Source organism: Glycocaulis alkaliphilus (assembly GCF_004000605.1).
GTDB lineage: Bacteria > Pseudomonadota > Alphaproteobacteria > Caulobacterales > Maricaulaceae > Glycocaulis > Glycocaulis alkaliphilus.
In genome coordinates this window covers 1,162,445-1,186,336 of record NZ_CP018911.1, presented here as the reverse complement: position 1 = coordinate 1,186,336, position 23,892 = coordinate 1,162,445, and the positions used below count along the sequence as shown (strand labels likewise).

At 62.8% G+C, this 23,892-nt stretch carries 24 protein-coding genes; 21 read left to right on the top strand and 3 right to left on the bottom strand.

Annotated features, from left to right (window positions below; translation table 11 throughout):
- Positions 1-63 precede the first annotated feature (63 nt).
- Together dnaG and X907_RS05645 are read right to left on the bottom strand one after the other, a co-directional pair.
- Positions 64-1,887, bottom strand: a complete 1,824-nt coding sequence (gene dnaG, locus X907_RS05650; RefSeq protein WP_127566081.1) for a DNA primase — start codon at positions 1,885-1,887, stop codon at positions 64-66.
- A 49-nt stretch (positions 1,888-1,936) separates the two neighbouring features.
- On the bottom strand, positions 1,937-2,404 hold the full coding sequence (locus X907_RS05645; protein WP_127566080.1) for a GatB/YqeY domain-containing protein: 468 nt from the start codon (positions 2,402-2,404) through the stop codon (positions 1,937-1,939).
- A 169-nt stretch (positions 2,405-2,573) separates the two neighbouring features.
- Between X907_RS05645 and carA the strand changes: the two genes are divergently transcribed.
- From carA to greA, 8 genes are all read left to right on the top strand, one after another.
- On the top strand, positions 2,574-3,779 hold the full coding sequence (carA, locus tag X907_RS05640) for a glutamine-hydrolyzing carbamoyl-phosphate synthase small subunit (protein ID WP_127566078.1): 1,206 nt from the start codon (positions 2,574-2,576) through the stop codon (positions 3,777-3,779).
- A 60-nt stretch (positions 3,780-3,839) separates the two neighbouring features.
- A complete protein-coding gene (locus X907_RS05635) occupies positions 3,840-6,200 on the top strand; it encodes a S8 family peptidase (RefSeq protein WP_335808403.1) in 2,361 nt (786 codons plus the stop codon).
- A 39-nt stretch (positions 6,201-6,239) separates the two neighbouring features.
- Positions 6,240-7,826, top strand: a complete 1,587-nt coding sequence (locus X907_RS05630) for a peptide ABC transporter substrate-binding protein (protein WP_127566074.1) — start codon at positions 6,240-6,242, stop codon at positions 7,824-7,826.
- Between the two features lie 129 nt (positions 7,827-7,955).
- On the top strand, positions 7,956-8,483 hold the full coding sequence (locus X907_RS05625; RefSeq protein WP_127566072.1) for a hypothetical protein: 528 nt from the start codon (positions 7,956-7,958) through the stop codon (positions 8,481-8,483).
- Positions 8,480-8,902 carry a hypothetical protein gene (locus X907_RS05620; RefSeq protein WP_127566070.1) on the top strand — a complete coding sequence of 141 codons (423 nt, stop codon included), beginning with the start codon at positions 8,480-8,482 and terminating at the stop codon, positions 8,900-8,902. Before X907_RS05625 ends, X907_RS05620 begins: the two co-directional genes overlap by 4 nt.
- Before the next feature lie 5 nt (positions 8,903-8,907).
- Positions 8,908-9,189, top strand: coding sequence for a hypothetical protein (locus tag X907_RS05615; protein ID WP_127566068.1), 282 nt, complete (start codon positions 8,908-8,910; stop codon positions 9,187-9,189).
- 149 nt (positions 9,190-9,338) lie between these two features.
- Complete coding sequence (gene carB / locus X907_RS05610) at positions 9,339-12,581, top strand: carbamoyl-phosphate synthase large subunit (protein ID WP_127566066.1); 3,243 nt, start codon at positions 9,339-9,341, stop codon at positions 12,579-12,581.
- Between the two features lie 88 nt (positions 12,582-12,669).
- Complete coding sequence (gene greA / locus X907_RS05605) at positions 12,670-13,143, top strand: transcription elongation factor GreA (RefSeq protein ID WP_127566064.1); 474 nt, start codon at positions 12,670-12,672, stop codon at positions 13,141-13,143.
- 90 nt (positions 13,144-13,233) lie between these two features.
- Here greA and X907_RS05600 read toward each other — a convergent pair whose 3' ends face one another.
- Complete coding sequence (locus X907_RS05600) at positions 13,234-13,548, bottom strand: hypothetical protein (RefSeq protein WP_127566062.1); 315 nt, start codon at positions 13,546-13,548, stop codon at positions 13,234-13,236.
- Positions 13,549-13,794: 246 nt separating this feature from the next.
- On the opposite strand from X907_RS05600, the gene X907_RS05595 reads away from it, so the two are divergent.
- The 13 genes from X907_RS05595 (at position 13,795) to X907_RS05540 (ending at position 23,892) form a co-directional block, all read left to right on the top strand.
- Positions 13,795-14,730, top strand: coding sequence for a mitochondrial fission ELM1 family protein (locus X907_RS05595; RefSeq protein WP_127566060.1), 936 nt, complete (start codon positions 13,795-13,797; stop codon positions 14,728-14,730).
- A gap of 38 nt (positions 14,731-14,768) precedes the next feature.
- A complete protein-coding gene (locus X907_RS05590; protein WP_127566058.1) occupies positions 14,769-15,272 on the top strand; it encodes a protein tyrosine phosphatase family protein in 504 nt (167 codons plus the stop codon).
- 48 nt (positions 15,273-15,320) lie between these two features.
- The gene (trxB, locus tag X907_RS05585) at positions 15,321-16,310 is read left to right on the top strand and encodes a thioredoxin-disulfide reductase (RefSeq protein WP_127566056.1); all 990 of its coding nucleotides are present in this window, start codon (positions 15,321-15,323) and stop codon (positions 16,308-16,310) included.
- Positions 16,307-17,014 (top strand): ATP-binding cassette domain-containing protein, encoded by a 708-nt coding sequence (locus X907_RS05580; RefSeq protein ID WP_233352541.1) that lies wholly within the window; start codon positions 16,307-16,309, stop codon positions 17,012-17,014. Before trxB ends, X907_RS05580 begins: the two co-directional genes overlap by 4 nt.
- Positions 17,011-18,270 carry an ABC transporter permease gene (locus X907_RS05575; RefSeq protein ID WP_127566054.1) on the top strand — a complete coding sequence of 420 codons (1,260 nt, stop codon included), beginning with the start codon at positions 17,011-17,013 and terminating at the stop codon, positions 18,268-18,270. The genes X907_RS05580 and X907_RS05575 overlap by 4 nt, the downstream gene beginning before the upstream one ends.
- 31 nt (positions 18,271-18,301) lie before the next feature.
- Entirely contained in the window at positions 18,302-19,210 is a 909-nt protein-coding gene (locus tag X907_RS05570) for a LysR family transcriptional regulator (protein WP_127566052.1), read from the top strand.
- Positions 19,211-19,501: 291 nt separating this feature from the next.
- Positions 19,502-19,855, top strand: a complete 354-nt coding sequence (locus tag X907_RS05565; protein WP_127566050.1) for a DMT family protein — start codon at positions 19,502-19,504, stop codon at positions 19,853-19,855.
- Complete coding sequence (locus X907_RS05560) at positions 19,852-20,076, top strand: ribbon-helix-helix domain-containing protein (protein WP_127566048.1); 225 nt, start codon at positions 19,852-19,854, stop codon at positions 20,074-20,076. Before X907_RS05565 ends, X907_RS05560 begins: the two co-directional genes overlap by 4 nt.
- Before the next feature lie 65 nt (positions 20,077-20,141).
- On the top strand, positions 20,142-20,285 hold the full coding sequence (locus X907_RS14420) for a hypothetical protein (protein ID WP_170175473.1): 144 nt from the start codon (positions 20,142-20,144) through the stop codon (positions 20,283-20,285).
- Positions 20,286-20,305: 20 nt separating this feature from the next.
- Positions 20,306-20,791 (top strand): hypothetical protein, encoded by a 486-nt coding sequence (locus tag X907_RS05555; protein ID WP_127566046.1) that lies wholly within the window; start codon positions 20,306-20,308, stop codon positions 20,789-20,791.
- 223 nt (positions 20,792-21,014) lie between these two features.
- On the top strand, positions 21,015-21,500 hold the full coding sequence (locus X907_RS05550) for a hypothetical protein (protein WP_127566044.1): 486 nt from the start codon (positions 21,015-21,017) through the stop codon (positions 21,498-21,500).
- A 50-nt stretch (positions 21,501-21,550) separates the two neighbouring features.
- Complete coding sequence (locus tag X907_RS05545) at positions 21,551-22,045, top strand: CC0125/CC1285 family lipoprotein (RefSeq protein WP_127566042.1); 495 nt, start codon at positions 21,551-21,553, stop codon at positions 22,043-22,045.
- A gap of 104 nt (positions 22,046-22,149) precedes the next feature.
- Complete coding sequence (locus X907_RS05540; protein ID WP_127566040.1) at positions 22,150-23,892, top strand: cation:proton antiporter; 1,743 nt, start codon at positions 22,150-22,152, stop codon at positions 23,890-23,892.

Here is a 23,892-nt window from a genome sequence, read left to right as displayed (position 1 = left end):
TGACTTGAACTCCCTTGGCCGCCGGAATACCAGCTGCCACAAACAAAATCGACCGCCCGCGCGCTATCTGCGACGGCGGCTGGCCTTATACCCTGCGATAAGCTGGTGCACTTCAGCGGCATCGCCGCGCGCCAGCGCCTCGCTTTCAAGAAGACGCGCTTCACCCCGGATGCGTTCCTCTTCAACCCTTTCCATATAGGAAGCCGCCGCTTTTCGCCAAGCGTTCAACCTGCTGGAAGGGTCCGCGTCCTCTCCCCCCATGGATGCCCGCATCGGTGCCCGTTCAGCTTCCAGCTTGCGAAGGACCGGATGATGCCCCTGCCGGACCAGAGAGTTTCTGAGCATCTCATGATCCGCAATCTGACCAGTGGAGCATGCGTCTAGAATAGCGTCACGCAGGCTGTCAAGCGGACCGCAGTCCAGCTCGGCAAGCGTTTCGGCTTCGCTGACGGCCAGTTCGGGCCACTCAATGGCAGCCAGCAGAAGATGGCGGACTGCAGGCGGCGCCCGGCGTGCTTGCGCGAGCTTGCGCGTTTCGGCCACCGGCGGACCATCGGATATGCCACTCGCATCCTGACGCCCGCGCCAGGGCGCGCGCGCCGGCTTGCGGCCAAACGCCGAGGCAAGGCGCCTGTCAAACTCGGCCTTGTATTCCTCGCGCACATCCGGATCGGCGATCTTTGAAGTCAGCGCGCGCAGGCGCCGGCGGAAACCTGCCCGGCGGTCCGGGTCGGCCAGCGGCTCTGCGGCAAACTCCCTGTCCCAGACCAGATCGGCCAGCGAGCGCGTATCGTTGACCAGCGCGCGCAGCGTCTCGGCGCCCTTGGCCTTCAATACATCGTCAGGGTCCTGCCCGTCCGGGAGAAAGACAAAGCGCAAGGTCTTGCCCGGCTCCAGCATGGGAAGGGCGCGCTCAGCGGCCAGCCCTGCCGCGCGCTGACCGGCACTGTCACCGTCAAGGCAGATCACCGGCTCCGGCCCCGCACGCCACAATAAACGTATCTGGTCCTCGGTCAGCGCGGTGCCCAGAGGCGCCACGGCATGAACGAGCCCTGCCCGGTTCAGCGCGATCACGTCCATATAGCCTTCGGCGACTATCAGTCCGCGAATGCCGGATTTCGGATCGGAGGCCGCTGTGCGCGCTTGCGGGTAGCGATAGAGGACATGGCTTTTATGGAAGAGCGGCGTCTCGGGTGAGTTGAGATATTTGGCGCGCGCGTCCTTGGACAGAGCCCGCCCGCCAAACGCGACAAGCCGCCCGCGCGGATCGTGGATCGGAAACATCACCCGGCCACGGAAACGGTCGAACGCCGCGCCGCCATCTTCGGGCGCGATCAGCAGCCCGGCCGTCACCAGCTCATCGGGCTTTGCGCCCTTGTTGATGAGGAAATCCTTCAGCCCGGTACGCATCTCAGGCGCATAGCCAAGGCCGAAATTCTCCCAGTCACGCGGAGACAGGCCACGACGCTCCAGATAGGCGCGCGCCTCGCTCCCGCGCGGGCCGTTCAGCTCACGCGCAAAATACTGCTGCGCCAGCTCGTTCCACTCGGCCAGCTCCTTGCGGCGCTCATCCTTGCGGGCCGCTTCCGGGTCCGGCGCAGGCATGGCCAGCCCTGCCTCGGCGGCGAGCGTCTCGACCGCCTCCATGAAGCTGAGACCTTGCGTTTCCTGCAGCCAGTTGACGGCATCGCCATTCTTCTGGCTGGAGAAGCAATGGTAGAACCCCTTCTCGTCATTGACGAAAAAGGATGGCGTGCGCTCTTTCTTGAACGGAGACAGCCCGGCAAACTCCCGGCCCTGACGGCGCAGGGCTACCGTGCGCCCCACTAGATCGGAGAGGCGGATGCGCGCTTTGATTTCGTCAAGGAATCCGTCGGGAAGGGCCATGGCTCACCATAGCACACGCGGCAGACTTGCCACGGCCTAGTTGTGCGCTTTACGCCCGGCTCTGCAGCAGGGTCTTCACCGTTTCGCCCGCCTTGGAAAAGTCCATGCGGCCGGTATAGCGCTGTTTGAGCGCGCCCATGCACTTGCCCATGTCCTTCAGGCCCGTGGCGCCGAGCTCGTCGACGACCGTCTCTGCGGCCTGCTCGATTTCCTGCTCGCACATCGGCTTGGGCAGGTAGGCGCGCACGATGTCGGCTTCCGCCCGCTCACGCTCGGCCAGATCCAGCCGGCCAGCGTTCTCATAGGTTTCGGCGCTCTCCTCGCGCTGCTTCACCAGCTTCTGCAGCAGGGCCATGATCTCGCCCTCACCGCACCCCTGGCAGCGGTCTTCAGCCCGCGCAGCGATGTCACGGTCCTTGATGGCAGCCTGAACGAGGCGCAGCGTGCTGAGCTTCAGCCCATCCTTGGCCCGCATCGCGTTTTTGAGGTCTTCGGCAATCTGGTCGCGCAGCGACATTTTTCATCCATTCGCACGAGTTACAGCGACGCCGCCTAACCCGTTGTTTTTGAGTTTCTTTTTCGGCTTCTAGCTTGCTTGACGTCCGGGCAAGGCTCACATACCGTCCGCGCGTTTGTTCAAAGGGCCGCCCTTATTGTGCGGCGCACGCGAAATCAGGCGGTGAGATATGACGGAACGGGCCGGGAATCAAGTACTGACCGCAAACCCCTGGCGCGACAGCGATCTTGACGGGGCGACTGGAGCCATCGTGCTGGCTGACGGCACGATCATCCCCGGCGAAGGCGCCGGGGCATCGGGAATCGCCACTGGCGAGCTCTGCTTCAACACGGCGATGACCGGGCATCAGGAGATTCTCGCCGATCCGTCCTATGCCGGACAGATCGTCTGCTTCACCTTCCCTCATATCGGCAATGTCGGTGCCAATGCGCACGATGAAGAGGCCGCCAGTGACAGGGCGCGCAAGGCAGCCGTAGGCATGGTCAGCCGGGCCCCGATCACGCCGCCATCCAGCTGGCGCGCCGAACACAGCTTTACCGAATGGCTGACCGCGCGGGGCATTGTGGCCGTCACCGGCGTCGACACCCGTGCGCTCACGGCCCGGATCCGCGAGCTGGGCATGCCTATCGCCGCGATTGCACACTCCCCGGACGGGAAGCTGGACGCGGATACCTTGCGCAAGGCTGCGCTCGATGCGCCCAGCATGGAAGGCGCAGAGCTGGCGCAGCATGTTCTGAGCGAAGCAGACAGCGACTGGACGCAATCAGACTGGGTGTGGCCCGACGGGCCGGGCATCGGCCCGTCCGATGGTCCGCTCGTTGTGGTGCTGGATTATGGCGTGAAGGCCAACATACTGCGCCGTCTGGCAGGGGCTGGAGCGCGCGTAAAAGTGGTGCGCGGCACGGCGAGTGCCGAAGACGTACTCTCGCTGTCGCCGGCGGGCGTCGTCGTGTCGAACGGGCCCGGTGATCCGGCTGCCACGGGTGAGTATGCGCTGGCCACCATTCGCGGCGTCATCGAGGCAGGTGTGCCAACCCTTGGCATCTGCCTTGGCCACCAGATGCTCGCACTGGCCATTGGCGCCCGGACACAGAAAATGACCCACGGCCATCATGGCGCGAACCATCCGGTGAAAAACATACTGTCAGGCCAAGTGGAGATCGTCTCCATGAATCACGGCTTCGCGGTGGATCGTGACAGCCTGCCCGAAAATGCCGAAGAGACCCATATCTCGCTGTTCGACGGTACAAATTGCGGCTTCCGCCTTAAGGACAAGCCGGTCATGTCGGTGCAGCACCATCCGGAAGCCAGCCCCGGCCCGCAGGATTCCTTTGGCGTGTTTGACGAATTTGTCGGCCGCCTGTCGGGCGGTTGACCCCTGATAAACCCCACCTCTCGGAAAACCTTTTCCATTTTGCCTGATCGGCTCTAGCTTATCTGTCGAAGGACAGGGGACGCGGAGATCAGGAATGGCCATGAAACTGCGCAGCGCGCTTCTGGTAACGGTATTTGCGGCAGCCTGCATCGGCATGGCTGGCTGTGGTGGCGGCGGTGGCGGTGGCAGCCCTACCGTAACGCCTGCACCTCCACCTCCCCCCCGCCGCCTCCACCCCCTCCTCCTCCGCCGCCACCCCCGCCCGGGAATCCGGCAGATTTTGAAACGGCTGAGTATAATCGCCAGTACGGGCTGGGCCTGATCAATGCGTCGAGCGCCTACGCGGCCGGCGCGACCGGACAGGGCATCACCGTCGCGGTCGTGGACAGTGGCATCAATCAGTCTCATCCCGAATTTCACCGCCGCATCTCCTCCGCAAGCACCGATATCGTTTCTTCACGCGGCGAGTTGGAAGACATAGACGGACACGGCACGGGCGTGGCCGGTGTTATTGTTGCAAACAAGAACAATCAGGGTGGCCACGGCGTCGCCTTTGAAAGTATCGTTCTGGCTATCCGCGCAGACACACCGGGAACGTGCGAAGATGACGATCCCGATGATGGCGGCTGCCGCTTCTCGGACGCCAATATCGCAGCTTCCATCGACTATGCGATCAGCCACAACGCGCGCGTGATCAATCTTTCGCTGGGGCGCGATATCGGCAGCAATGACTCCCTGACTCAGACATTCGCTGCGATGCGGCGCGCAGTAAATGCCGGTATTTTCATCGTCGTTTCGGCGGGAAATAGCGGCGAGGAAACGGACGGCACGGGTGACCAGCCCAATTTCCCGGCCAACTTTGCCAACATGCCGGACGCGCAAGGGTTTGTTGTGGCAGTTGGCGCCGTTCAATGCCCGGATGGCGGTGAGAACTGTGCGCCCGGCGAGACGGTTATCACAAGTTTCTCCAACCGGGCCGGCAACGCCGGCGAAACTTTCCTGATGGCACCGGGACGGCGTATCCTGACGCCCTTTCTCGATGATGACGACGGCGACCCACGCCTTGTCCTTTACTCGGGCACCAGCTTTGCCGCGCCGCACGTAGCCGGCGCTCTCGCCCTGCTACTGGATGCTTTCCCGAACCTGCAGGGCAATGATGCCCTGCAAATCCTGTTTGATACTGCGCTCGATCTCGGCGCCCCGGGCACCGACAGCATTTACGGTCGCGGGCTGATCGACCTGGCGGCCGCTTTCCAGCCCGTCGGCGCGACCAGCATGCGGCTTGGCACAGGCGAAGCCATCCCGCTCGACCTGCTCCTGTCTGCGCCGGACGGTCCGGCAGGGGACTGGCTCTGGGAAAGCGGACTGGTTGATGATGCCGTGCTGCGCGACAGCTATCGCCGCCCCTTCCATTTCAGCGCCGACCGCCCATCCTTTGCACCGGACAGCGCTCTGAACGCCATGGAAAGCGCAGCAGCGGCGGGCCTGGCACGCGCGTCACGCACCCAGGTCGGCCCGGCCAGCATCAATCTGCGCATGAACTGGCAGCCGCCGCACCTGCTGCGCAACCTGCCGCAGGACTGGTACCAGTCGGCTCCGGACATGTCCTTCGCCTTCCGTCAGGGGGGCTTGAGCGTGGAAGCCGGGCGCGGCTTCTCCTCGCCCGCACCCGTTGGCGGGGCAGGGGTATCGGTGCTGTCGGAAACCCTGTTCTCAGGTGCGGTGGCCCGCTTTGCTGGCTCGCGCGAATGGGTGGCAGCCAGCTATGAGTTCGGCCCCGCTGCCTTCCATATGCGCTCCTCCTCTGGAGACAACAGCGCATTCAACGCCGTGGGCTTCACCTACACCCTGCGGTCCGGCCGGCTTACCGGGCAGACCGTCGGGCTGGAGACCGGCACCGGCCAGGAAACCGGTTCGGTGATGGGTGGCAGGCTGGCCGCCCGGTTCGGGGCAGAAGACGCCGCCGACACCCAGTTCACCGCAGCGCTCTGGTCTGGCCAGCTGCCGCTCGGCTGGCGCGGGTCGGCGCGGGCGGAATACGTCACCGGCCAGTTCAACACGCCCGCCTCGCTGACCGTCGAGCAGGAGCTCGGTGCCAGCGCGTGGAGCGCCGGTATCGACAGGCCGCTGGCCGGGGGCAGGTTTGGTTTCACCCTGTCTCAGCCACTGCGCATGGAGCACGGACGGATCTCTGCCCGGGTTCCGGTCAATGTCGACCGGGAAGACAGGGTCAGCTATGAGCGGCGCCATGCTTCGCTGACGCCTTCGGGCCGCGAGATTTCGCTGGAAGCCGCCTGGCGCAAGCAGCTGACCACACAGGTCGACGCCGCCTTTGCCGCGCGTGTGACCCGTGAGCCCGGCCATATTGCGGACGCCGAGCCTCAGGCCTTGGGCTGGGCCTCGATCCGCGCGCGCTGGTAGGCATTGCCAGAGTCCGCCGCTGCCCGCAAAACTGCGGTCATGAGCAAGCGAATCCTTTTGCCCGTCTCACGGCGGACACTTCTGGGCGGTGCAGCCAGCGCCGGGGTGCTGGCGTTTGCCGCCTGTGCGCCGCGCGGCGGTGCGGACAGCAGCCTGCTGCGCGCCGCCATCGACACTGAACCCGACAGCCTTGATCCGCTCAAAGGCCAGTTTGCGGCCTCCGCCCTGCTCTACAAGCAGCTGCATGCGCCCTTGACCGAATACAGCCCGTCAGGCGGGCTGGCACCGGGTCTGGCGCAAAGCTGGCGTTCGGAGGATGGGCGCATCTGGCGCTTCAGGCTCGCCGAAGGCCTGCAATGGTCCGACGGCATGCCGCTGACGGCTGATGACGTCGTATGGACCGCCCAGCGCGCCGTGGACCCGCGCACCGGCTTTGCCAATCTGGGCGATTTTTTTGCTGTTCGCGGCGCCCGCGCTGCGCTCGCAGGCAGAGCCCCTGCCAGCGAGATAGGCGTCACAGCCCCCGATGCCCGCACGATCATTTTCGAGCTGGATACGCCCGTTGGTGCCTTCCCGGTATTGATGCGCGAGTTTTACCCCCTGCCCCGCCATGTGATCGAGGCGCGCGGGGATCGCTGGGTGCGCCCCGAAAACTGGGTCAGCGCCGGGCCGTACATTCTGCGCCAGGCCAGCGCGCTGACCTATCTTCTCGCCAGAAATCCGCGCTTCCACGCCGCAGGTAGTGTCTCCATAGAGACTGTGCGCGTCGATGTGGTTGAGGACGAGGCGACGCGGGCGCGCCTCTTCCGCTCCGGCGATCTGGATCTTGCCGACCGTCCGCCGCCTGAGCAGATCGGCTTTCTGCGCCGGGAGATCGGCGACCGGCTGCACGGATTTGACGCACCCATACTGACCTATCTCAAACTCAATCACAGGCGGCCCGGCCTGAACGATGTACGCGTGCGCCGTGCCATTTCGCTCGCCGTGGACCGGCAGTTTCTGGCGGAGAACTTCTTCAGCGGCGAAGCCACGCCCACGATTCATGTCATCACCGCACAGGCGCTGGAAGAGAACGGGCAAACCGCGCCGGGACCGGACAGGGAGGCCGCCCGCGCGCTGCTGGCCGAGGCTGGTTACGGGCCGGACAGCCCGCTGCGGCTGGTCTTGCGGGTGTCATCGGGCAGCCGGGAGCGCATTGCGATTGCCATCGCGGATGATCTGCGCAGTGCGGGGCTGGATATAGACATCCTCTCCTCCTACCCGCACGACATCAATCAGGCCGTGGCGGGCGGCGAGTTCGACATGACGCTGGGCTATTTCAACCGGGGCCTGAAATCAGAGCCGGACTTCATGCTGGAACCATTCGCACCGGGCGGATTTGCCGATGATACAGGCTGGTCCGGGCCGGGCCGGACGCGCTTTGCCCAGTTGATGGAAGATGCACGCGGACGCGTCTCGCGCTCTGAACGCATCGCCGTTCACCGCGAGGCCGAGGCGGTTTTCCTGGAAGAGCAATGCAATGTGCCGCTGCTGCATGAGCGCGCCTTCTGGATGATTTCAGACCGCGTGCGGCGGCGCGACGCCAACCTCCAGCCCCAGCTCTGGCGGGATTTAAGTCTGGGGTGAGGCTTGTCCGCCGATCAAAACTCTGAGTAGACTGGATTATTAGGGACACGAAAACCTATTTTAGGGTTCCGGATGCTAAAAATCACACTGGATCAATCACGTATCCTAAACACCCGAAAGCATTACCGAATGCAGGGACTCGTACACAGTGCGAAAACTGCCAGTCGAATTATGGCGATGCAAAACGCCTTTCAAGAACGTTCGAACCGGTTTTCAAGAGCCCATAGTAGCACCTCACCCAATTATCTGCCGACAGATGGCCGCTTCGCCACGCTTGAACGGGACGTGCTGTCCAGTACCGGGGCCTTGAGCTGGCCGCGCCGGTCAGCCGCGCTTCTACATGGCCTGTGCAGCCCTGCAACACCCCTTTTTCCGGATGAATCCGCATTTCAGCTCGGATCGCGTGCTTTACGGGATGCTGACCCCGAAAGCTATTTTGCCAAATTATATGCTGGCCCTCCGGAAGCCCGGCACTTTTCCGACATGGCGGCATTGCTGGTCTATTTCGACCTGCTCAACGAACTTCGGATTATGTGGATCGGACCCGACATTCGATGGGCCGACGCAGTGCAAGATCTCAAGATAGAGACCAACAATTTTGTAAACTGGTCCAGAGTACACCAACCATATGCGAATGCACTGAATGAGGCGCTTTGACCGTTTCAAACGGCAGCGCGTTGACAAATTCATCAATTTTGATAAACTCATCAATTGAAAAGGAGGCTCATATGCCACACACATCAGAAGTATCCGGGTCAATATCGCCTACGCAGACAAACACTGCCGGTTCGTCGGATATTGACGCTCGCCTACTGGAAGCGGCTGGCGATGATGGGCGCGGCGCACTGTTGGAGGCTGCCAGTTTCGTGGCGCAAGCTGAAGTGTCCGATGCGTTGGTGACGGCTCTAAAGGCTTATGGACAGACCCTGGAAGATCTGCGCAAAGCTGGTGGTCCAGATCCGGCGACTGTCTCACGTCTTGCAAACGGACGTATGGGAAAAAAAGGGGCAACTGTCGCTACGTTGGCACACATCGCGCTCGCGATGGGCAAAAGTTTGCGTATCTCCATTGAGTAACCCGCATGCACGAGCCTCTTACAGTTATCGGTTGGCTAGGTGACACAGCGCTCGTGGCCGGCGGCATGATAACAATTATTCGTGCACTTTGGGGCTTACACTTGGAAGGGAAGTCACAGCGGTGCGGCGATCCCGACGATAGCGACAAGCTGGAAGAAGACGCCAAGACTCTTTACGCGCTTAATACACTTCAACAACCGTGGATGCTCTTGCTGCTCGCCACCGGTTTCATCTGCAAGGCCATTTTGCTCTCATGGCAGGCGATAGCCTACCTATTCGGTCAATAGGATCGGCATAAGCACCTACCCCCTCGCCATGGGAGCAAATTGGCGCTAACACCCGCTTCTAGCATGTAATCAGAGTCGAACCGCGCCCGGACTTGCCCCACAAGACCGGCAGCGCGGATACGCGCGCGAACACAAACGGAGCACCGCCCATGCCCAGACGCACCGATATTAGCTCCATCCTCATCATCGGTGCCGGCCCTATCGTCATCGGTCAGGCCTGCGAGTTCGACTATTCGGGCGTGCAGGCAGTCAAGGCGCTGAAAGAAGAGGGCTACCGGGTCATTCTGGTGAACTCCAACCCGGCCACGATCATGACCGATCCGGTCCTCGCAGACGCCACCTATATCGAGCCGATCACCCCTGAAATGGTCGCCAAGATCATCGAGAAGGAGCGCCCCGACGCGCTGCTCCCCACGATGGGCGGGCAGACCGCGCTCAACTGTGCGCTGGAGCTGGAAAAGCGCGGCGTGCTGGAGCTGTTCGGTGTGGAGATGATCGGCGCCAAGGCCGACGTCATCGACAAGGCGGAAAACCGCCAGCGCTTCCGCGACGCGATGGACAGAATAGGTCTGGAAAGCCCGAAATCGCGCGCCGTGCATTCGCTGGCCGAGGCCGAAGCCGTGCTGGACGAACTTGGCCTGCCTGCCGTCATCCGTCCGTCCTTCACGATGGGCGGCACCGGCGGCGGCATCGCCTATAATGTCGAGGAGTACCGCGAGATCGTCGGCACCGGCCTTGCCGCCTCCCCCGTCACCGAGGTGCTGGTGGAAGAAAGCGTGCTCGGCTGGAAAGAGTTCGAGATGGAGGTGGTGCGCGACCGCGCGGACAACTGCATCATTATCTGCTCGATCGAAAATATTGACCCGATGGGCGTACATACCGGCGATTCCATCACCGTCGCCCCCGCATTGACGCTGACCGACAAGGAATATCAGCGCATGCGCTCCGCCTCGATTGCAGTCTTGCGCGAGATCGGAGTGGAAACCGGCGGCTCAAACGTGCAGTTCGCCGTCGATCCGAAGACCGGCCGCATGGTGGTCATCGAGATGAACCCGCGCGTGTCGCGCTCATCTGCGCTGGCTTCAAAAGCCACGGGCTTCCCGATTGCCAAGGTCGCTGCCAAGCTCGCGGTAGGCTACACGCTCGACGAGATCGATAACGACATCACGGGCGGCGCAACGCCCGCGAGCTTCGAGCCGTCGATTGACTATGTCGTCACGAAAATCCCGCGCTTTGCTTTCGAGAAATATCCGGGCGCCCAGAACCTGCTTTCCACCTCCATGAAGTCGGTGGGCGAGGCCATGGCCATGGGCCGCACCTTCCAGGAAAGCATGCAGAAAGCGCTGCGCAGCCTGGAGACCGGACTTTGTGGCTTTGACGAGATCGAGATTGAGGGCTTTGAGTCCGCCGATGGGCCGGAAGGACGCCGCCATGCCGTGTTCGCAGCGCTGGCCCGCCCGACGCCGGACCGGCTGCGCGTGATCGCGCAAGCCTTCCGCGAAGGCCTCAGCGTGGACGAGATCAACGCCGCCTGCGCCTATGAGCCCTGGTTCCTGCGCCAGATCGAAGAGATCGTCCACGCCGAGGAAGACCTGGCCACGCTGGGCCTGCCCGGCGATGCCAAGGCCTTCCGCCGGCTCAAAGCCATGGGCTTTTCCGATCTGCGCCTCGCGCAGCTGACGAAATCCACCGAAGCCAAGGTGCGTGAAGCGCGCAAGGCCCTGAACGTGCGTCCGGTCTACAAGCGCGTGGACACTTGCGCGGCCGAGTTCGCAACGCCCACCGCCTATATGTATTCCACCTACGAAACCGGCGGGTGCGAGAGCCAGCCTTCAAGCGCGAAGAAAGCCATCATCCTGGGCGGCGGGCCGAACCGGATCGGTCAGGGCATCGAGTTCGATTATTGCTGCTGCCACGCGGCCTTTGCGTTCGCCGAGATGGGCATCGAGTCCATCATGGTGAACTGCAATCCTGAAACCGTCTCCACCGACTATGACACGGCCGACCGGCTTTATTTCGAGCCGCTGACCGATGAGGACGTGCTCGAACTGATCGAGACAGAACAGGCCAATGGCACATTGTTGGGTGTCGTCGTGCAATATGGCGGGCAGACCCCGCTGAAGCTCGCCAGCGCGCTCGAAAAAGCCGGCATCCCGATTCTCGGCACCAGCCCCGACGCGATCGATCTGTCCGAGGACCGTGAACGCTTCAAGGCGCTGCTGGACACGCTGGGCCTGCGCCAGCCGCCGAACGCGATCGTGCGCTCTGAAGAGGAAGCGCTGGAGACGGCCAAGGAACTCGGCTTTCCGCTGGTCTTGCGCCCCTCTTTCGTCCTCGGCGGGCGCGGCATGGAGATCGTGCGCGATCAGGAAAGTCTGGAGCGCTATATCCGTGCCGCCGTTCACGTCTCCGGCGACAGCCCGCTTCTGCTCGACCGCTACCTCACCGACGCCTCAGAAGTGGATGTCGATGCGGTGTGCGATGGCGAGGAAGTGCGCATCGCGGGCGTCATGGAACACATCGAGGAAGCCGGTGTTCACTCCGGCGACAGCGCCTGTTCCATCCCGCCTCATTCCCTGCCGGCCGAAACCATCGCGGAGTTGAGAGCGGAAACTGTCGCGCTGGCAAAAGCCATAGGCGTGAAAGGCCTGATGAACGTGCAGTACGCGGTTAAGGATGGCGAGATTTTCGTGCTGGAGGTCAATCCGCGCGCCAGCCGTACCGTGCCCTTCGTGGCCAAGGCCATTGGCGCGCCGGTTGCCGGCATCGCGGCCAAGGTGATGGCAGGCGAGAAGCTGTCTGGTTTCAAGGCATGGAATGACACGCCCGAGCATATTGCTGTGAAAGAAGCGGTGATGCCGTTCGCCCGCTTCCCCGGCGTTGACCCGGTGCTGGGCCCGGAAATGCGCTCCACCGGCGAGGTAATGGGCATCGACATGCGTTTTGAAGCCGCCTTCGCCAAGGCCCAGCTGGGTGCCGGGGTGCGCCTGCCGCGTTCAGGGGCTGTATTCGTCTCGCTCAAAGAGTCCGACAAGGCACAGATGATCGAACCCTGCCGCCAGCTGACGCAGCTTGGCTTCTCACTGCTGGCGACCGGTGGCACGGCAAAGACGCTGGAAGAGGCCGGTGTGACAGTTACGCGCATCAACAAGGTGTTCGAAGGCCGCCCGCACATTGTCGACGCGATCAAGAACGGTGAGGTCCAGCTGATCTTCAACACAACAGAAGGCCGCCAGAGCCAGATCGACAGCTACTCCATCCGCCGCACCGCACTGGAGCTGAAAGTGCCTTGCTATACTACGGCATCGGCCAGCCGGGCTGCCGTCAAGGCGATTGCGACGATTGATGCAGGAGAGCTTGAACCGCGCGCTTTGCAATCCTATCGTTACTAGGGCGTTCGAGGAGAACGCAAAGAGCGCTTGATAGCGGGATCATTTGGGTCTTACGCTCGCAGGCGTAAAAAGAAACGAGTCCTTCCCTATGCAAAAAATCCCTATGACCGCCGAGGGTCACCGGGCCCTCGACGAAGAATTGAAGCATCTCAAATCGGTTGAGCGCCCGGCGGTGATCCAGGCGATCTCCGAAGCGCGCGACCATGGCGATCTGTCAGAGAACGCGGAATATCACGCGGCCAAGGAACGTCAGAGCTGGATTGAAGGCCGTGTCGTCGAGCTTGAGGACAAGCTCGCACGTGCGCAAATCATTGACGTTTCGCGCATGTCCGGCGAGCAGGTGAAGTTCGGCGCAACGGTCACCCTCATCGACGAGGATACCGAGGCGGAAGCCACCTACAAGATTGTCGGCGATGATGAGGCCGATGTGAAATCGGGCAAGATCTCGATTTCCTCGCCCATCGCGCGCGCGCTCATCAACAAGGAAGAGGGCGATGTCGTCGAGGTCAATGCGCCCGGCGGGCTGAAGACGTACGAGATCATCAAGGTCGAGTGGAAATAGGCTTACTGCCTGCCACTCTTTAGAAATGACCGAAGCCGGCGGAGCGATCCGCCGGCTTCTTGCTGCGAGGGAGGGGCCAGCATGCCGCGCCTATACCTCCAGCGTCTCTCGCGGCAGGGGGTCCATGGCTTGCGGGCACCCGAGCCATGCCGTCAGCGTGGCCCAGCTTGTGAAGCTGCGACTATTCAGCCCATGCTGGCGCAACAGCCTGACCATCAGTTCGGCCTTGTCGGCGTGGCACGGCCCCGTGATCCAGCCGACCGGGAAATAGGTTGGAGAGAACAGGCGGGCGCGCTTGGCCAGTTCTGCGTATTCAAGATCGTTGAACAGATGGGACACCGTCCGGAAATCTATCACCATGCCGCTCAGGCGCTCGTGGTTTAACAGATCAGACAGGACAACCATGCCGCGCGCGGCGTCTTCCCACGCCGTGTGGTGCCCGGCGCACAAGTACGCGATGTTGGGACGCTCGTGTAGAAGCCGATGATCGGCAGAAAGCTCTCTCATTTCGCACCCGTTACACCGGACACGATTACCGATCCGTAGCGCATGCGGCGGAGAGGGCAGCAGGCATGCGATCGCGCCGCGTGGATGTGCAGTGCAGTTCCACGGCCTCTTGGCTGGACGCGTCCTTGCAGGCTAACTGACGGTATGGCGGACAAATCCAATCGTGCAGAACGTGCCTGCTTTGTCGTTACCGACGGCAGGCGAGGCATGGAGAATCAGGCGCTGGGCCTCGCCGAGGCCGTGGCCCGGCTGACGCCCATGCGCATCCTGCCCGTGCAGGTGCCGCGTACCGGCGACCTGCCCGATCCCGGCCCCATTGCGCCCGATTTGTGGATCGGATGCGGCATGGCGGCCGTTCGGGCGGCGGGCGAACACCGCAAGGCTTTTCCAGACGCGGTCTTTGTCTATGTGCAGGACCCGAAAATGGCCCATCACCGCTTCGATCTCATCATACCACCTGAGCATGACCGCATGCGCGGCCGCCAAGTGTTTGAAATCACCGGCTCGCCCAACCGTATCACGCCAGAGCGGCTGGCCGAGGCAGAGCGCGCCTTTGCCGGGCAGATCGCCGCCCTGCCCGCCCCGCGCGCAGCTGTGCTGATTGGCGGGGATTCCCGGCATCACCAGTTCACGCCGGAGATCGCCGGTGTGCTGTTGGAGCGCCTCGTCTGGCTGCGTGCGCAAGACATCGGCCTGATGATCACCACTTCGCGGCGCACGCCAGAGAGCTTCGTGAGCGCACTGGAAGCGCAATTCGGCGCAGACGACGGCGTGTGGCTGCATACGGGTGGCGAGCCGAACCCGTATTTTGGCTTTCTGGCCGGTGCCGACTGGATATTCGCCACTGAGGATTCCACCAACATGCTCACCGAGGCCGCCGCTACCGGCACGCCCGTCTACCGGCTGATGCTGGAGGGAAAGCCCGGCAAGTTTGCCCGGCTCTACAGCGCGCTGGAGGCTCACGGCGCGGTGCGGCCCTTCCTTGGGCGTCTGGACCGCTGGAGCTATATGCCTCTTCACGAAACCGAGAGGGCAGCGCACCGTGTCCTTGAAATCATGACTCGCAAAGGCGACATCTGAACGCCGGATAATGTCCACGCGTCCGAAAGAGGCTTGAAATGCTCCGCCCCGTTCTTGCCGTGACCGCCCTGCTCGCCATGCCTGCGGCGCCCGCACTCGGGCAACAGACCCCGATGCCCGAAATTCGCGGCGATGTGCGGTTTGAAGCACGGCCCGATGCCGGCGATGCACGCAGCTGGGCGCGCGAAGGCCGTACCACCGTCATCAACCTGCTGACCGAGCCGGAGATCGAGGCACTGGGCTTCGATTATGCAGAAAACGTCATGCAAAACGGGATGGTCTACGCGAACGTCCCGGTCGGGGGCATGACAGGGACGGAAGCTGCCGATGCGGTAGCACGCATCATGGCCGATACTGATGGCCCGGTGGTGATCAACTGCGCCAGCGCTATCCGCGCCAGCCATGTCTACGCAGCCGCCCAGATCCGGGCAGGCCATGTCAGCCGAGACCAGCTTTACACCATCGATCCGGGGCGCGAATGGAATCAGGCTCTCCTGTCACGCCTGCTGGGAGAGACGCCAGGCCCCGAATCCACGCAATAAGCTTTCATCACCCGCCCGAAACACGACTGCCAGAGGACCACGCCCGCCATGACCGAGACCCGCCATTCCAAAGTTGTCATCATCGGTTCGGGTTCGGCCGGCTACACCGCCGCGATCTATGCCGCGCGGGCCATGCTGGAGCCCATCGTCATCGCCGGGCTGCAGCCAGGCGGCCAGCTGACCATCACACACGAGGTGGAGAACTATCCGGGCTTTGCCAGCGTCATCGAAGGCCCGTGGCTGATGGAGCAGATGAAAGCGCAAGCCGAGAATGTCGGCGCGGAAATCATCGCCGACATCATCGTGGAGGCCGACTTCTCCAAGCGCCCCTTCACCATGAAGGGTGATGGCGGCACGATCTACACCGCTGACAGCGTGATTATCGCGACCGGCGCCAGCGCCAAATGGCTGGGCCTTGAAAGCGAGCAGAGCCTGCAGGGGTTTGGCGTGTCGGCGTGTGCGACGTGCGACGGCTTTTTCTATCGCGGCAAGGAAGTCGTGGTGGTCGGCGGCGGCAATACCGCCGTTGAGGAAGCCCTGTTCCTCACGCGCTTTGCCAGCAAGGTCACCCTCATCCATCGCCGCGACTCCTTGCGCGCTGAAAAGATCGCGCAGGCCCGCCTGTTTGATAACGAGAAGATCGAGGTGATCTGGGACAGCGCGGTAGAGGAAATCCTCGCCGAAGGCGATGTGCCCGGCGTCACCGGCGTGCGGGTGAAGAATCTGAAAACCGGCGAGGAAACGAAGCTCGCCACTGACGGCGTATTCATCGCCATCGGCCACGCCCCTGCAACCTCGCTCTTTGAAGGCCAGCTTGAGATGAAGGATGGCGGCTATCTGGTGACGAAGCCCGGCTCCACCCTCACCTCGATCCCCGGCGTTTTTGCCGCCGGAGACGTGACCGACGACATCTACCGGCAGGCGATCACGGCAGCCGGCATGGGCTGTATGGCCGCGCTGGAAGCCGAGCGCTGGCTGGCGGAGATGGAGCATCACGCCGCCAGCGAAGGCAAAGCCGCCAAGTCTGACGCGGCGTGAGCGCGGCGCCTGCCATATCGTTAACGGGCGTGCGCTTCTCCTATGCGCGCAAAGCCCCTGTCGTGCTCGACATGGAGCGTTTCGAGGTTGCAGCCGGAGAGAAAGTATTCCTCAAGGGCGCGAGCGGATCGGGCAAATCCACCCTGCTGGGCCTGATCGCGGGCATCATGGCGCCCACGGCGGGCCGTATCGAGGTGCTGGGCGAGCCGATGTCAAAGCTCTCCGGCGGCAAGCGTGATGCGCTGCGCGCCGAACGGCTGGGCGTCATCTTCCAGATGTTCAACCTGCTGCCTTATCTGCCCGCCGGAGCGAACGTGATGCTGCCTGCGCGCTTTTCGGCGCGGCGGGGCAAGGCGTGTGAAGCGGCAGGCGGAGCCGAGGCCGAGGCCCGACGCCTGATGACCCGCCTGCAGCTTGATCCCAAGCAATACTGGTCGAGCCCGCCAATCGAGCTGTCCGTGGGCCAGCAGCAGCGCGTGGCCGCCGCGCGCGCACTCATTGGCCGTCCAGGGCTGGTACTGGCCGACGAACCGACCTCGGCGCTTGATGCCGATGCGCGCGATGCCTTCCTGTCTCTGCTGATCGAGGAATGCGCGGCCAGCGGTGCGGCGCTTCTCTTTGTCAGCCATGATGGCTCTCTCGCCTCGAAGTTTGACCGCGCGGTCGATCTGTCAGAGCTCAACACTGCGGGGAGAAGCGCATGACCCGCTTTCCCATTATCTCCCTCGCCTGGCGCTCCATTGCCAACCGGCGCGGTACGGCGCTTTTGACCATCCTGACCGTTGCCATCGCAATGACGCTGTTTCTGGGTGTCGAGAAGGTGCGCCACGGCGCGCGGGCAAGCTTTGAAAACACGATTTCGGGTACAGACCTGATCGTCGGCGCACGCTCCAGCCCGGTCAATTTGCTGCTCTACGCGATCTTCCATATCGGCGATGCCACCAACAACATTACCTGGGAGACCTACCAGCAGGTCGCCAATGCACCCGGCGTCGCCTGGACGGTGCCGATCTCGCTGGGCGATTCCCATGCCGGTTTCCGCGTGGTGGGGACGGATAACCGCTATTTCGAGCATTACCGCTATGCCGGCCGGCGGCATCTGCAGTTCGCTGCTGGCGGACCGCTCGACGACTTGTTCGACACGGTTGTGGGCGCCAGCGTCGCGCGCGAGCTGGGCTATTCACTGGACGAGGAAATCATCGTCGCCCACGGCACGGGCCGGGTCAGCTTTGTCGAGCACGACAACAATCCGTTCACCATTGTCGGCATTCTCGAACCGACCGGAACGCCGGTGGACCGCTCGGTCTTTGTCAGCCTCGAAGCTATTGAGGCGATCCATCTGGAAGGGCCAACGGGCGCAGGCACGAGCCTCTCCATGGACGAGCTGCGGGCCATGGACCTCACCCCTGACCAGATCACCGCGTTTCTCGTGGGCCTCGAAACGCCGGTCGCGGCGCTGCGCCTGCAACGCCAGATCAACACCTACCGGGTGGAGCCGCTGCAGGCGATTATTCCGGGCGTTGCGCTGTCCCAGCTCTGGAGCGTGGTGGGTGTTGCCGAGCGCACGCTGGCGGCGGTGGCCGCCTTCGTGGTCCTGATGGGACTGATCTGCATTCTGACCGCCGTACTGACCAGCCTCAATGAGCGCCGCCGGGAAATGGCGATCCTGCGAGCGCTGGGCGCCCGCCCCCGCCATGTCTTCGTACTGCTGGTAAGCGAAAGCGCGCTTCTCGCGCTGGCTGGCGCCATTATCGGCACCGGCCTCACCTATGGCGCGCTGTCTCTGGGCGCACCTGTGCTGGAGCAGCGCTACGGCGTACACTTGAGCGGCACCCTGCCCGGCCTTTACGACCTCGCACTCATCGGCGTCGTCACTGGCGCATCGGCAATACTGGGCTTCATTCCTGCCTGGACGGCGTTCCGCAATTCATTGGCAGACGGCATGACAATTCGCACCTGACGGGGGCGGCGAAGCGCTCTAACGTTCCCTGATGGATTGGGACAAGCTGAAAACCTTTCACGCCGCCGCCGATGCGGGTTCGCTCACCGGCGCTGCCGAAACGCTCGGCCTGTCACAGTCGGCGGTCAGCCGTCAAATCTCTGCGCTCGAAGCCGAGCTGGAGATAAAGCTTTTTCACCGCCATGCGCGCGGGCTTCTGCTCACAGAGCCGGGGCGGCTCCTGTTTGAAGCCGCAGGAGAGATTGCCAACCGCGTCGCGGTGGCCGAGGCACGGGTACAGGACAGCCGCGACAAGCCCACCGGCGCGCTGCGCATTACCGCACCAACCGCGCTCGGCTCAATCTGGCTGATCCCGCGCCTGAAACAGTTTCAGGCGCTGTACCCGAAAATACAGCTCAAACTGCTGCTGGCCGATCATGAGCTGGATCTCGCCGGGCTGGAGGCCGATATAGCCATCCGTCCATGGCCCTCCACCCAGAACGATCTGGTACAGCGCCGCCTGATGCAGGTGGAGCAGCATCTTTACGCCGCGCCGGAATATCTCGCCAAACATGGCACGCCGGAAACGCTGGCTGATCTGGACAAAGGTCACCGCTTCATCGCTTACGGGCCCAAAAAGCTCGCCCCGATCCCCAACCTCAACTGGCAGCTGACCATTGGCCACGAGCCCGGCACTCAGCCGCGCGCGGCTACAATCGAGGCCAACACGATCAAGGCAATGATGCGCGCGACCGAAGCCGGGTTCGGCATTTGCGGGCTGCCCGATTATGTGGCTGTTGAAAACCCCGGCCTGGTGCGCGTCCTGCCTGACACCGACGGGCCGACCTTCGATGTCTATGTGGTGTTTCCCGAAGAACTCAAAGGATCGCGGCGAGTTGCCGCATTCCGGGATTTTCTCGTGGACGCCGCCAAAGCGTGGAAAGCCGAGGCCGCTGAATAATTTCAGCTTTCCGCCTCCAGCATTGCGTCACATATTCTTCGCAAAGCCGTAACGCAGCATTTTTGCATAGCTGGTATTCGTTGGAACGCCTTGAAGCGGGCAGGCGTTAGCGTCATATCAGCCGCGAACGGTTTCCCCGTTTCTTGTTCGCATACCGTCTCCTCCCCGAACGGATATGCAAGACTGAGCCGGAAAGAGCGCCTTGCGCCTTCCGGCTCTTTTTTTGTCTATGGACAGGCGCGCCCGGTGCTGCGCAATAGCACTTTCCGCCGCTCTCGCCACGGTTCCTCCATGCCAACCATCTCCTGGCCGCACATCCTTCCTGTCATCCTGCTGATCGGCTCCAATATCTTCATGACGCTCGCCTGGTACGGGCATTTACGCTTCAAGAGCGCGCCCATCCTGATGGTCATTTTCTTCAGCTGGCTGATCGCTTTCGTGGAATACACGATGGCCGTGCCTGCCAACCGGATCGGACACAATGTCTATTCGGCTGCCGAGCTGAAAACCATGCAGGAGGTGATCACGCTGACGGTTTTCGTCGCGTTCGCAGCGATCTACCTGAAAGAACCTGTCACAATCCGCCATCTGGTCGGGTTTGCCTTGATCGCGGCGGGCGCAGCGGTGATCTTCTTCAAGCGATGAGCCAGATCAAACGCTCCCTCTCCCTTGCCGGACACCGCACCAGCCTCGCGCTGGAAGCAGAGTTCTGGGCGGTGCTGGACGAAGCCAGCGCGGCGCAGGGCCGCTCACTGGCAAGCCTGGTCGGCGAGATTGACGAGGAACGGGTTGCGAGCGGCGATGAGGGCGGTCTGGCAAGCGCGTGCCGGGTATGGGCCTTGCGTCACGTGCAGGGCCGCGCTTGAGTAAATGGTCAGCGGGGAATTGGGGGGGAAATCATGAGATACGAATCCGGCTGGAGCATGCGCGCATGAGACAGTCCGCTTATCCGGGCGGCATGCTCGCCGCTCTCGCCGTGCTGGGCCTGATCGGGCATCTCTACATCACCGACCCGGCAGCCGCTGATGTGCCCTTGGCCGACTACGCGTCACTGGCTGGTCTTCACCAGCCTTGAGCGCGCAGGGCGATAGACCAATGCGCAAGCCGGTTCCGCTGCAGCTCGTACTCGCCATGGCACTGTCACCGCTGATCGCGGGGTTTCTCGGAGGCACGCTTGTATCGTTCGGGCTCAGCTTCCAGCTGCTTCCAGATTTTACCGTTCTGGAGACCCTGCGCACCGGCCTCGTGATGTCCTTCTTTGCGGTCATCATCGCGGTGTTCGTCTGCTACACTTTCGGCGTACCGGTCATGCTGGCGGGCTGGGCCGCAGCTCACTTTGCCAGATTGCGCAAACCCCATCAGATGGGGCTCGTGATGGCTGTGGCCGGGCTGATCTTCGCAATCGGCTTTTTCTTCAATGGCCGGATATTTCTCGAGGATTTCCAGACTGGCTCGGACACTGCCCTGCTCGTGACACTGCCTGCCGGGCTCGCGGCGGGCTACGTGGCGGGATGGTTTGTCGGCCAGCTTGGCTATGCGCCGACTGCCCCAGAAGAAACCGCGTCGTCCGGGGAAGCGTAAATCCCAAAAAGCCGCTATGCTCTCAAATGAGGGACTAAACGCAAAAAAGGACGCCCATGATCCGACGCCCCTTCCCAGTTACCGCGCTTGTTGCGACAAGCTCTGGCGCTGGCGCGTGATGTTCAACGCCGGACCAGACAGGAAAACCGCGCAGGCAAAACGTCTCTTGGGGGCGATGATTGGGCTGATCGTCAACTCCAGCTCCAAGGGCGCGCGCTAGCCTATGTACAAGATCCGGACAGGCCATCTCATCGCCGCCCTGCTGATTGCCCCCGCGGCAACCGGATTGATCGGCGGCATGCTGGTCTGGCTGGCGATCACTCTGCCCCTCCTGCCCGAACAGGGCCTCGACGAGACCATGCTGGTGCTAATGATCGGGGCCGTCCCGGCTGTGATGGTCGGCGTGGCAGCTGCATATCTTCTTGCCGGCATACCGATGCTTGCGGTCTGGGCTATCGCCCATTTTCTGAAATGGCGCTCTCCTGCCCAGATGGGGCTCACGTTCGGCGTGGGGGGCACGTGCTTTTCATTTCTCTTCTTTATCGTGGGACGCCTTGTCGGCGGTGAAGGCATGGATCTGGACGCGATCGTGCTGCTGGCCACCCTGCCGTGTGGCTTTGTCGCCGGGTATATCGGCGGCTGGATTATCGCTTCGTTGGGCTATGATAAAGTAACAGCCGGCGAAACCGTTCGGGGCGCAAACGCGTAAACCCTGATATAGTGGCCACCCGACCGGCCAAGCCATCAGGAGTGCTGTGCATGACCATCAAACTCGTCTTTCTGGCCGCCATTGGCTCTGCTGCGCTCTTTGCCTGCGCACCGACACAGACGACATACGGCCCTGCCACCGGCGCAGCCGGACAGGCAATCGGGTTCGACTCGCTCAGGATCACCGATAATCGCTGGCGCGTCAGCTTTACCGCCGGAGCGGACGTTTCCACCGCTGGCGCAGAGCGCCTCGCCCTGCGCCGGGCTGCCGAGCTGACACTGGAAAATGGCTATGACTGGTTCGAGATCGTCGACCGGCGCGTCGAGTCCACAACCGGACGCAATCCGGTGCGCGTTGGTGGCTCGGCTGGCACCAGTGTGGGGTCGCGCGGCTACCGGGCCTCCGGGGTTGGGCTTGGCGTCAGCTTCAGTCCCGGCCAGGAAGGGCGCACTCTGGTCAGTCTTGAAATCATCGCCCGGCACGGCGCAACACCGGACGCCCCTAATGCCTATGACGCACGCTCGCTCATGGCGGCCACAGGCTAATCACGGCTGATAGTCCTTTCGCGTGATCCGGCTTGGTCGCTAGTCTGCGCCATGTCATTGTGGTGACTTGGTGATTCAGACTTCGTGGCGAAGGGGACGTGCGCATGCTGGCCGATCTGGTTTCTGTATCGGTCTTTTATGAGATCGCGGTCCTGCTGGTAATCGCCGCAGGCGTGGGCCTCGTAGGCCATATGCTGCGCCAGCCGCTTATCGTCAGCTTCATTCTGGTTGGCATTCTGGTGGGCCCGGCCGGGCTGGATCTGGTGCGCTCCAGCGACCATGTCGAGCTGCTTTCCCAGCTTGGAATCGCGCTTTTGCTGTTTCTGGTCGGCATCAAGCTGGACGTGAAGCTGATCCAGTCGCTGGGCATGGTGTCGCTCGCAACGGGGCTGGGGCAGGTCGCCTTCACCTCGATCATCGGCTTCGCGATAGCGCTGGGGCTCGGGTTTGACCCGCTCACCAGCATCTATATCGCGGTGGCGCTGACCTTCTCGTCCACAATCATCATCGTGAAGCTGCTCTCCGACAAGCGCGAGATCGACTCCCTGCATGGCCGCATCGCGCTCGGATTCCTGATCGTCCAGGATCTTGTCGTCGTGCTGGCCATGATCGTCCTGTCGGCCATCGGTATAGGCGGGGCGGAAAACGGCGGTGCGGGCGCGCTGCTGGGCGTTCTCATCGCTGGCATACTCATGGTCGCGGCGGTGGTGGTGTTCATCCGCTTCGTCGCCAATCCGCTGACGGCCATACTCGCCCGCTCGCCGGAATTGCTGCTGTCGTTTGCCATTGCTCTGGCAGCGATGTTTGCTGCCCTTGGCGATATGTTTGGCCTGGGCAAGGAGCTGGGCGGGCTGCTGGCGGGCGTAGCGCTTGCGTCGACCCCCTACCGCGAAGCGGTGTCGGCCCGGCTGGCGCCTTTGCGCGACTTCCTGCTCCTGTTCTTCTTTATCGGCCTCGGCTCACGCCTCGACCTCACCTTGCTGGGCGAGAACATCCCCGCAGCGGCTATCTTCTCCGCCTTCGTGCTGATCGGTAATCCGCTGATCGTTGTCATCATCATGGGCGTTATGGGCTATCGCCGCCGCACCGGCTTTCTGGCCGGCCTCACCGTCGCGCAGATCAGCGAGTTTTCCCTCATCTTCATGGCAATGGGGCTGACCCTCGGCCACGTCAATGATGAGGCGCTCGGGCTGGTCACGCTGGTCGGCCTGATCACGATTGCGGCCTCGACCTACATGATCACCTATTCGCACCGGCTCTATCCGCTGGTCGAACCCCTGCTCTCGCCCTTCGAGCGCCGCAATATCAATCATGCCGAGACGGACGATGGCGAAACCGCGCAGAAGCACCATGACATCGTCCTGTTCGGGCTGGGCCGTTATGGCGGAGCGATTGCGCAGCGCCTTCTCAATCGCGGCGTCTCAACGCTGGGGGTCGACTTCAATCCGTCAGCGGTGAAGCTATGGCGCGAGCGGGGACTGGACGCGGTCTATGGCGACCTGACCGATCAGGAGTTTCTCACCCATTTGCCGCTTAGCCGGGTGCGCTGGATCATCTCGACCACCTCGGACCTGGAAACCGGCGTCACCCATGAGGATACCCGCATCGCGATGATCTCCACGCTGCGCAAATTCGGTTTTGCCGGCAAGATTGCCGTGACCAGCCAGCGCGGCGCCGCGCTGGAGCGGCTGCAGGAGGCCGGAGCAGACCTGATCCTCTTCCCCTTCCAGGATGCCGCCGATCAGGCCGTGGAGCTTCTGACGGGCGAAGCGCCGGAGCCGGAACGCATCGAGACGCCGGAAGACAGTGACGACCAGAAGCTGATCGAAGAAACGAAGGGGGTTTAG

Bases quoted from the DNA above. Each gene is read 5' to 3' on its own strand.
- X907_RS05565 (WP_127566050.1), top strand. From the start codon at position 19,502: ATGCCAACCATCTCCTGGCCGCACATCCTTCCTGTCATCCTGCTGATC.
- X907_RS05600 (WP_127566062.1), bottom strand. From the start codon at position 13,548: ATGGTTGTCCTGTCTGATCTGTTAAACCACGAGCGCCTGAGCGGCATG.
- X907_RS05595 (WP_127566060.1), top strand. From the start codon at position 13,795: ATGGCGGACAAATCCAATCGTGCAGAACGTGCCTGCTTTGTCGTTACC.
- X907_RS05645 (WP_127566080.1), bottom strand. From the start codon at position 2,404: ATGTCGCTGCGCGACCAGATTGCCGAAGACCTCAAAAACGCGATGCGG.
- X907_RS05545 (WP_127566042.1), top strand. From the start codon at position 21,551: ATGACCATCAAACTCGTCTTTCTGGCCGCCATTGGCTCTGCTGCGCTC.
- X907_RS05555 (WP_127566046.1), top strand. From the start codon at position 20,306: ATGCGCAAGCCGGTTCCGCTGCAGCTCGTACTCGCCATGGCACTGTCA.
- carA (WP_127566078.1), top strand. From the start codon at position 2,574: ATGACGGAACGGGCCGGGAATCAAGTACTGACCGCAAACCCCTGGCGC.
- X907_RS05625 (WP_127566072.1), top strand. From the start codon at position 7,956: ATGCAGGGACTCGTACACAGTGCGAAAACTGCCAGTCGAATTATGGCG.
- dnaG (WP_127566081.1), bottom strand. From the start codon at position 1,887: ATGGCCCTTCCCGACGGATTCCTTGACGAAATCAAAGCGCGCATCCGC.
- X907_RS05575 (WP_127566054.1), top strand. From the start codon at position 17,011: ATGACCCGCTTTCCCATTATCTCCCTCGCCTGGCGCTCCATTGCCAAC.
- X907_RS05550 (WP_127566044.1), top strand. From the start codon at position 21,015: ATGTACAAGATCCGGACAGGCCATCTCATCGCCGCCCTGCTGATTGCC.
- X907_RS05540 (WP_127566040.1), top strand. From the start codon at position 22,150: ATGCTGGCCGATCTGGTTTCTGTATCGGTCTTTTATGAGATCGCGGTC.
- X907_RS14420 (WP_170175473.1), top strand. From the start codon at position 20,142: ATGAGACAGTCCGCTTATCCGGGCGGCATGCTCGCCGCTCTCGCCGTG.
- X907_RS05615 (WP_127566068.1), top strand. From the start codon at position 8,908: ATGCACGAGCCTCTTACAGTTATCGGTTGGCTAGGTGACACAGCGCTC.
- carB (WP_127566066.1), top strand. From the start codon at position 9,339: ATGCCCAGACGCACCGATATTAGCTCCATCCTCATCATCGGTGCCGGC.
- X907_RS05570 (WP_127566052.1), top strand. From the start codon at position 18,302: ATGGATTGGGACAAGCTGAAAACCTTTCACGCCGCCGCCGATGCGGGT.
- trxB (WP_127566056.1), top strand. From the start codon at position 15,321: ATGACCGAGACCCGCCATTCCAAAGTTGTCATCATCGGTTCGGGTTCG.
- X907_RS05590 (WP_127566058.1), top strand. From the start codon at position 14,769: ATGCTCCGCCCCGTTCTTGCCGTGACCGCCCTGCTCGCCATGCCTGCG.
- X907_RS05630 (WP_127566074.1), top strand. From the start codon at position 6,240: ATGAGCAAGCGAATCCTTTTGCCCGTCTCACGGCGGACACTTCTGGGC.
- X907_RS05560 (WP_127566048.1), top strand. From the start codon at position 19,852: ATGAGCCAGATCAAACGCTCCCTCTCCCTTGCCGGACACCGCACCAGC.
- greA (WP_127566064.1), top strand. From the start codon at position 12,670: ATGCAAAAAATCCCTATGACCGCCGAGGGTCACCGGGCCCTCGACGAA.